Consider the following 5,298-nt stretch of genomic DNA (forward strand, 5'->3'; position numbering starts at 1 on the left):
TAACGGTGAGGTCAGTTATAAAAATTTTTTTCCTACAAAATCTTGACACAGACATTAAAAAATTTGAGATTGACATGTTTTAGAAGGATGTGTATAATAAAAATATAGAAAGTGGGGTTATAGCTCAGCTGGTCAGAGCGCTACGCTCACATCGTAGAGGTCACAGGTTCGATTCCTGTTAACCCCACCAGTAAAATAGCGAGTTTCCGGTACTTAGTTAGTACCGGGTTTTTTGTTTTATTGCCTATTTGGTGCCAAAACTTTTTATGGTTTGGAAGATTCTTTTTATTTCAGGGCCACATAAAAGCATTGTAAGGAAATAAAAGTCGCCTCTTGACATATTATCGAAATGCTGTAGAATGGTATTATAATGAAAATCTTATCAGAGTTTTCTGTTTAAAAACTATTGTATGGAGGTTGTATAATGTACATTCCGACAATTAGCCCTTATGCTTTTAAAATTGGACCTATTGACGTTCATTGGTATGGAATTTTTATGGCTATTTCCATTGCTATTGGTGGATATTATTTGTACCGACAAGCTATGAAATTGAACTACGATGAAGATTTTTTGCTTAATCTTTTGATGATTGTAGTAATTTCGGGAGTTGTAGGTGCCCGACTTATGTTTGTGTTGGCAAATTACCCTGAGTGGTTTATTAAAGATCCTGTTCAGGTTTTAAAAATTTATGAGGGCGGATTATCTTGGCATGGAGCAGTTTTAGGTGGTTTTTTGGCAGGGCTTTATTATTGTCGTAAAAAAGGTGTGAGGATAAATCCTTTGGAGGATTTTGCTGTTTTAGGACTTTCAATTGGTAATATATTAGTCAGAATAGGCAATATATTTAACCAAGAAGTATTAGGAAGGCCTACAGAATTTGCTTTTGGCAGATGGCCTGCACAGCTGGTAGGAGTTGCAATGGGAATAATTCTTCTTATAAGGTATTTTTATATACAAAAAAAACATATGCCTGATGGATATCAATTTTGGTCTTTTATATTTTATTATCAATTGATGAGAGGTTTAATTGAAGAAACCGTAAGAGACAATCCTTTAATATGGCCTGTATATTTAAATGAAAAATGGGGAATAGGATTTTTTACTTTAACTCAGTTAGTAACACCTTTCATTTTAATTTTGGCCTATTGGATGATTAGAAGGGTTTTAAATGACCCCAATAAACAATTTTACAATTAAACTGCCTTTGAGGCAGTTTCAGACTGTAGACAAACTTTCGAGAATAGGATATTTTGCATAAGGAACGACTTGTGACAAAGCGGCAACAAAACTTAGCAAGACCAAGGGTGGAGGCAGGGCCGAAGCCACGGATGGCGGAGGCGGGCACTAAGACAGGGATGTCGAATGTGCCCGGTACCCTGCCAGAACCCGAAGGTCGAGCTTTAGTTTTGTCGCTTTGGAACATCGGAGTGACGATGCAAAATATCCTATTTTAAAATTTTTGACTTTGTCAACAAGCTGAAACTGCCGTTGAGGCAGTTTTCTTATTTAAGGCAAATTGAATTAATCTTTAACTATTGATAAATCTAAAAGGGAACTACTTTATTTTACAACATTTTAATGGTAAAATTATATTTGATAAATTTTTTACAGAGGAGCTGAAAAGATGGAAAAAAGAAAAGTTTTTGATGATTTATTAGTTAGGATTGACCAAATGGCAAGAGAAATTGATGATATGGATGAATTTTATGGTGAAGTTGTTAAGATATTAGCAGACAATGTTCCTTACTACAATTGGACAGGTTTTTATTTCATGAAGGATGGAGAGTTAGTAATAGGACCTTATATTGGTAGACCTACAGAGCATGTGAGAATTAAAGTAGGACAGGGAGTTTGTGGAAGAGCTGTTGCAGAAAAAAATACTATAATTGTTGATGATGTCACTAAAGAAGACAATTATCTTGCCTGCAGCCTTGAGACGAAATCGGAAATTGTAGTGCCAATATGGGCTAATGGCGACATAATAGGAGAAATAGATATTGACAGCGATGATTTAGCTGCTTTTGATGAAGAAGATAAAAGATTTTTAGAAAAAGTTGCAGAAATTATAAGTCGAAAACTCAAAAAATAGATTTCCATTGATTTTTGTGGTATAATAATTGTGTCAGGAAGGAGGATAGGCTATGAGAGAAAGAGTAGAAGAAGTATTAGAGCTTCTAAGGCCATCTCTTCAAGCAGACGGAGGAGATGTGGAACTTATTGACGTTACAGAGGATGGAATTGTAAAGGTAAGGCTGACAGGTGCTTGTGGAGGGTGCCCTTTTGCTACGTTGACGCTGAAAGAAGGCATTGAAAGGGCCATCAAAGAAGAAATTCCTGAAGTTAAGGAAGTAATAGCAGTTTAAAAATCCGGGTTATCCGGATTTTTTTATTATATAAGCGGAAATTTTTAACAATACATAGAATAGTGTAAGAGTATTGTTATCAAGATTAAGATTGTATATAGAGGATTGTATGTATGTCAGAATTGTGGGATTGTAGTAAATGGCGACGTGAATGGAGCAGTAAACATATTACGAAGAGTATCTCCGAATCTTAAAAAAGATAGGGGTAGAGGGTTCTTGGACAACCCAGTTAGGATAAAAGTATCCTAACGAATCTCCCTTTTCTATAAGAGGGAGAGGTTCAAGGGATTGATGCTAAAGGTGGTATTTTTACTAATTATAAAGGAAATGATATTAAAGAAGAAATGGTTACACTGGATTTTGTAAAATTAAAAGGTAATTGTTTTGATTTAAGAAATCCAGAGACAAATGCTCATGATATAGCAAGAAGTTAAAAAATAGATAAAATTTCTTTGATTAAATCTGGCTATGTGAATAATTTTTATTTGACTGGTAAACCAGCTGTGAATATGATTGGAATTTTATAATGATAATATAACTATTGAAACAAATAGGGAAGGAATAATTGAAAATTGGGAGGAGGATTAAAATGGACAATGAAATTTTGAAACTTGAAGCGGCTGAAGAATTAGGACTTCTTGAAAAGGTAAAAAAAGTTGGATGGTCGAAGTTGTCTGCCCAAGAAACAGGGAAGATAGGTTCAATAGTTAAGAAAAAGATGAAATTGCAACAAGAGGTAGGAAAAAAGGAAAAGTTGTGATATACTCTATTTGAGGTGAATTGCCATGGGGGATAAAAATTTGTTTGAAAAAGCTGCTCGCCTCATTAAGCAGTCAAGAAAAACTATTGTATTGACAGGAGCAGGTATATCAACGGAAAGTGGTATACCTGATTTTAGAAGTCCCGGAAGGGGTTTGTGGGAGAACTTAGATCCAATGGAGGTTTTGTCAACGGGAGTATTGTACAATTTCCCGGAGGAATTTTATAAAGTTGGCTTCAAGATTTTGTCTTCAATGAGAAATGCTGAGCCTAATGAAGCTCATTACATATTAAGCGAAATGGAGAAAGAAGGTATAATTTTTGGAGTAATTACACAAAATATAGACAATCTTCATCAAAAAGCTGGTTCTAAAAATGTATTTGAAGTCCACGGCAATACGAGAGAAGGAAGTTGTTTACGTTGTGGTAAAAAAGTTTCTTTTGAAGTTTTAGAGGAAAAAGTAAGTAAAAAACAAATTCCTCCTCGCTGTGATGATTGTAATGGCGTATTGCGCCCAGATGTGGTGCTTTTTGGAGACCCTATGCCTTATGCATTTGATTTGGCAGTAAAAGAAGTAAAGTCCAGCGATTTATTAATAGTCATAGGTTCTTCCTTGGCAGTTTCGCCAGTGAACTTTTTGCCAGATACAGTAAGACATTTGATAATTATAAATGCGACAGAGACTCCCTATGATTATAAAGCTGATGTAGTTATAAGAGAAAAAGCAAGTTATGCTCTTAGAAATATATGGGATATAATAAAATTTCAATAAAAAAATTTGACAATTTGATATATAAGTGCTATGATAGAGAAGTAAATTATTTATCAAGTTTGGAGGAAGATATAAATGGTAAGAGGTAAAGTAAAATGGTTTAATGCCGAGAAAGGCTATGGCTTTATTGAAAGGGAGGATGGCACAGACGTATTTGTCCATTACTCAGCAATTGAAGGCGATGGCTTTAAGACATTAGAGGAAGGACAAAAAGTTGAATTCGAGGTAGTTGAAGCTACAAAAGGACCACAAGCTTCTAAGGTAAGAAAGGTAAACTGACGCGAAATCAAACCCTAACATTAAATATGTTAGGGTTTTTTGATATAGGAGGTATTTACGATGAGGGATTATATTGTGCGAGCTACAGCTTATAATAATAAAATATTAGCTATTGCAGCTTTTTCAACACAAACTGCCCAGAAGGCTAAAGAAATTCACAATCTCACACCTACCACTTGTGCAGCTTTAGGAAGAGCTTTGACAGCTGTCGCGATGATGAGAGTTATGATGAAGGGAGAAAAAGATAAGGTTACCTTAGTTATAAAAGGTGATGGACCGATTGGGAATATCGTTGTAGTGTCAAATTACCCGGGAATTGTCAAAGGGTATGTAGGGAATCCTACAGTGGATTTACCACTGTCTGAAAAAGGGAAATTAGATGTAGGCAAAGCTGTTGGTAAAAATGGATATGTGACTGTCATAAAGGATATAGGTTTAAAAGAACCCTACGTTGGAACTGTAGAGCTTCAAACTGGGGAAATCGGAGAAGATATAGCCTATTATTTTTATACCTCTGAACAGGTACCTTCTGCTGTTGGGGTAGGAGTGTTAGTTGGAAAAGAAGGAAATGTTTTAGCTTCTGGAGGCTTTATTATACAATTATTGCCTAATATTGAAGAAGAAGTTGTAGCAAAGGTAGAGGAAGCACTCAAGAATATTTCTTCAGTGACAGAATTGTTAAGGAAAGGATATCTGCCAGAAGATATATTGAACCATATATTAGGGGAGATGGGACTTAATATTTTAGAAAGAGTAGATTTAAAATATGAATGTGATTGTTCACAAGAAAGATTTGAAACTGCTATAATTGCTCTTGGAAAAGAGGAGATAAAAAAACTTATTGCAGAAGGACAATCAGTTGAAGCTGTATGCCATTTTTGTGGTAAAAAGTATCTGATAGAGGAAAGTAGGCTTAAAGAATTGCTGAGAATTGCAGAGGAATAAAGCAAATTTAAGAGAATAATTGATATTTTTTATTCTTAATTAGACGTAAAGGCGAAAAAATCCTCAAAATAGTGTTGACTAATAGCAGTTTTTTATGTATACTATTACTTGCACGGCAGTAAAATGGTCGTATAGCTCAGCTGGGAGAGCACCTGCCTTACAAGCAGGGGGTCATAGG

General features: G+C 35.1%; 8 protein-coding genes and 1 tRNA gene. All 9 read left to right on the plus strand.

All coding sequences use genetic code 11. From position 1 onward, the window contains the following. Nucleotides 1-113: 113 nt before the first annotated feature. The 9 genes from I4N53_RS01580 (at nucleotide 114) to hslO (ending at nucleotide 5,120) form a co-directional block, all read left to right on the plus strand. Nucleotides 114-190 (plus strand) — tRNA-Val (locus I4N53_RS01580). A 234-nt stretch (nucleotides 191-424) separates the two neighbouring features. Beyond that, the gene (locus I4N53_RS01585; RefSeq protein ID WP_003867223.1) at nucleotides 425-1,198 is read left to right on the plus strand and encodes a prolipoprotein diacylglyceryl transferase; all 774 of its coding nucleotides are present in this window, start codon (nucleotides 425-427) and stop codon (nucleotides 1,196-1,198) included. Nucleotides 1,199-1,625: 427 nt separating this feature from the next. Then, nucleotides 1,626-2,090 (plus strand): GAF domain-containing protein, encoded by a 465-nt coding sequence (locus I4N53_RS01590; protein WP_012269161.1) that lies wholly within the window; start codon nucleotides 1,626-1,628, stop codon nucleotides 2,088-2,090. 52 nt (nucleotides 2,091-2,142) lie between these two features. Then, nucleotides 2,143-2,364, plus strand: a complete 222-nt coding sequence (locus I4N53_RS01595; protein WP_003867225.1) for a NifU family protein — start codon at nucleotides 2,143-2,145, stop codon at nucleotides 2,362-2,364. A 105-nt stretch (nucleotides 2,365-2,469) separates the two neighbouring features. Beyond that, nucleotides 2,470-2,613, plus strand: a complete 144-nt coding sequence (locus I4N53_RS01600) for a zinc ribbon domain-containing protein (RefSeq protein ID WP_157748019.1) — start codon at nucleotides 2,470-2,472, stop codon at nucleotides 2,611-2,613. 340 nt (nucleotides 2,614-2,953) lie between these two features. Continuing rightward, complete coding sequence (locus tag I4N53_RS01605; protein ID WP_003867226.1) at nucleotides 2,954-3,124, plus strand: small, acid-soluble spore protein, alpha/beta type; 171 nt, start codon at nucleotides 2,954-2,956, stop codon at nucleotides 3,122-3,124. Nucleotides 3,125-3,149: 25 nt separating this feature from the next. Further along, nucleotides 3,150-3,896: an NAD-dependent protein deacylase gene (locus I4N53_RS01610; protein ID WP_009052587.1), complete on the plus strand. Its 747-nt coding sequence runs from the start codon at nucleotides 3,150-3,152 to the stop codon at nucleotides 3,894-3,896. A 75-nt stretch (nucleotides 3,897-3,971) separates the two neighbouring features. Beyond that, nucleotides 3,972-4,175, plus strand: a complete 204-nt coding sequence (locus tag I4N53_RS01615) for a cold-shock protein (RefSeq protein WP_009052586.1) — start codon at nucleotides 3,972-3,974, stop codon at nucleotides 4,173-4,175. Between the two features lie 60 nt (nucleotides 4,176-4,235). After that, nucleotides 4,236-5,120, plus strand: coding sequence for an Hsp33 family molecular chaperone HslO (gene hslO / locus I4N53_RS01620; RefSeq protein WP_009052585.1), 885 nt, complete (start codon nucleotides 4,236-4,238; stop codon nucleotides 5,118-5,120). The last annotated feature ends 178 nt before the right edge of the window (nucleotides 5,121-5,298 follow it).

The organism is Thermoanaerobacter sp. CM-CNRG TB177 (genome assembly GCF_018588165.1).
GTDB classification, from domain to species: Bacteria; Bacillota; Thermoanaerobacteria; order Thermoanaerobacterales; family Thermoanaerobacteraceae; genus Thermoanaerobacter; species Thermoanaerobacter thermocopriae.